This window comes from Massilia sp. P2_C2, assembly GCF_056404615.1.
Window position 1 is genome coordinate 1 of the sequence record NZ_JBFUDR010000510.1, and the last position, 2,654, is coordinate 2,654.

2 protein-coding genes and 1 pseudogene are annotated in these 2,654 nt (G+C 50.6%); all 3 read left to right on the forward strand.

Features of this window, described 5'->3' with window-relative positions; genetic code table 11:
* Positions 1-832 (forward strand): annotated as a pseudogene (locus tag AC1DYX_RS30165) (hypothetical protein); the annotation flags it as partial.
* A gap of 18 nt (positions 833-850) precedes the next feature.
* The gene (locus AC1DYX_RS30170) at positions 851-1,399 is read left to right on the forward strand and encodes a hypothetical protein (protein WP_477265759.1); all 549 of its coding nucleotides are present in this window, start codon (positions 851-853) and stop codon (positions 1,397-1,399) included.
* Positions 1,400-1,778: 379 nt separating this feature from the next.
* Complete coding sequence (locus tag AC1DYX_RS30175) at positions 1,779-2,405, forward strand: hypothetical protein (RefSeq protein ID WP_477265761.1); 627 nt, start codon at positions 1,779-1,781, stop codon at positions 2,403-2,405.
* Positions 2,406-2,654: the final 249 nt, after the last annotated feature.

The following is a 2,654-nucleotide window of genomic DNA, read 5'->3' on the forward strand; positions in this document are numbered from 1 at the left end:
TGCCTTTACGGCTGCTATGTTTTATGGAGTTGGCAGCAGATTTGATGGCTATACGGACAGGGCGGGTAACATTACGAACTATGGCAAGTTTGGCGAGGCGATTGCCGCCCATGGCGTAGTGGGATGTGTTTCAAGCGTGATGAGCGGAGGCAAATGTGGTCCTGGAGCGCTTAGTGCGGCATTCAGCAAGGCAGCGTTGCCGGTGACTGGGCCAATGGGTAAAGACAATCCGCTTGCGGGGGCATTGGTAAGTGCTGCTATAGGCGGTACGGCATCGGTCCTCGGTGGCGGCAAGTTCGCCAACGGCGCCGCGACAGCTGCGTTTGGCTATCTATTTAATTCTTACGCACATTCCGCGAACGACCCAACCCCTACCGCGATTATTCCAGATGAGATATGTCGGACGTCGGGAGGTTGTGTGACCATTACATTTTCGAATGACGTTGCGAACGGCCCCACAACTCAACAGCCCGTCAGACAAACTGTTATTGATGCGTTGACAAACGCAATCGAAAAAAGTCCAGACTTGGAAACGTTGAATGTGAATAGCAGTACTGGCGGCCATGGACCGAAAGATGATCATACTTTAGGCTATGCCCTCGACATTAATCGGGTTAATGATATGGCGGTGATAGGTAATGCGAATGATCCCGTCATTAAGCAATTTGTAAATGCTCTGAATTCCGACGCAAGTATTCGGTATTTCTGCTCGCCAACTGTTTGTGGGATGGGGCCCAATAATCCTAAGGGTTGGTCTGGTCGGCGTTATCCGGAGACAAACAAAAAACTTCTAGATATGCATAAAAATCATATCCATTTCGGTGTCTATTGATATTTGGCTCAGTTGCATATGAATAAGCTTGTTATTTCGGCGCTTCTTGCATGGACATTTGGTCTCGGCATTTCATGCGAATCAATGGCTGCCAGCTCCAAAGATATATTTCAAAATGCGCCGCTCAACGGTGATGAGCTTGCCGATGGGTTGGCGTCACTCGAAACATTGACGGAATTTCAATTGCGCTCTGGCCTTCGAGTGGTTATCTATCGATCTGTCGAATCGGGGGAGTGCGATTCATCTCGAGAGTTAGAGACATGCCCTCAAGGGCGTCTTTTTATAGTTCGAAGCCTAATGAAGGAAGGCCCTGATGAGAACAAGTTGTGGATTACCCAAAAGCGCAGGAATTGGAAAATTGTGGTGCGGCCGAGCGAACATGAATACGCGGAGCAATCTGAACTTCAGAAGTTTTTTGGCGTAATCGGCTTTGAGTTGGATTCGTGTAGGCTACCTCAAAAGATGGAAAAGGGACAATGGATTCACGAGCGGTATCTGGTTCGTCTATGGAAGGACGGAATGAGTACGCAGATTATTAGTTCGGCGGCTACTGCGAATTGTCAATAGTGATACCTCTTTAGCCATTTGCCCCATGTGCACGCTAACTTGATTTTCCGTACCAAATGGCTATTTGACCGCGTTATCGAGACCCGCTCCGGGACCGAATGTCGGCCTGAAGATACCCAAGCTGCGTAGCGGTAGTTACTCCGCTGGTATTCGTCCGGCAACCTGAAGGGCGGCTTGCAGGGTGCCTTTACGGCCGGTGACGTGGTTCAATTTAAAGGACATGTTGCTATCTACGCGGGTCAAGATGCCACGGGCAGCGCCTTGATGTGGACAGCAACGCGCCCGGGTGGAAAACCATACGAACTCTTGCGGATAAAATATTGGGGTAGCCCTATGACCGGCAAGTTCCGGTATCAGGTCAAAACTGGCGGGGAATGAAATGCTGAAGACACTTCTCTGTTTTTCGCTATGGCTAGCTGCAGCTTCCAATAGCTATGCAAGTGCAAACAATGATGCCGATGCAAAGGCTTTTCTCGAAGAAGTTGTGAGGTCAGACTTCGAGGGTGACGCATCTCCAAGAATTGGTCACGTAATACAAAATCACCGGGCATCGGAAAAGGAAGATGCAGCATGGGGGCCAGCCCCGGAAGTATACATGCTGGACAGCGATCCACTGGTGGTAGTCACTTATTGGAAGCTCGTCGCCCTTGAAAGGAAAGCATCTAAAGCTTGCGGCAAGTTCAGCTTCACTGTCGTGGCTACGACTATCGGTGAGGGACTTCCGTCCTGGGAAAGCACGAACGCGAGACACATTCAAGCTCTGCCGAAATCAAAAAGCGAAACGGTCGGCTATTGCGCAAGGTTCCAGCATGGAGCATGGATGCTGATCGACGCACCGCTACCCCGCGTAAGCAAACAGCTCTTGGTTTCAGTCATGCGGGAGAGAAGTGCAGATGCAGAAAAAATTGCATCAAAATTCGGCGATGCAGATCCTCGAGCGGTGAAGAATGCCCGACGGATTTCGGAATCGCTTAATGAACAATTGGCCGTCTTGTTAACTCTTTAACTGTGTAAAGCGTGGATGTTTGATCTAAAGCGGAAAGAGCTCGCTAAGTGTGAGCTGCTGAGGATAGCAGGCACGCCGCCCAGGGCATGCCATTCAGACCAGTCATACGGAAAGCATCGATAGATGACCCACCAGAACAAGAACAAACCTTTTGGCGGCATGCGCCAATTGCTGTCGGCCGGCCTCATGCTGCTTGCGAGCGTCGTCGTCGCGGGCGCCCAGGCTCAGGTGCCGACCAATCCGTACAGC

Bases quoted from the DNA above. Each gene is read 5' to 3' on its own strand.
- AC1DYX_RS30170 (WP_477265759.1), top strand. From the start codon at position 851: ATGAATAAGCTTGTTATTTCGGCGCTTCTTGCATGGACATTTGGTCTC.
- AC1DYX_RS30175 (WP_477265761.1), top strand. From the start codon at position 1,779: ATGCTGAAGACACTTCTCTGTTTTTCGCTATGGCTAGCTGCAGCTTCC.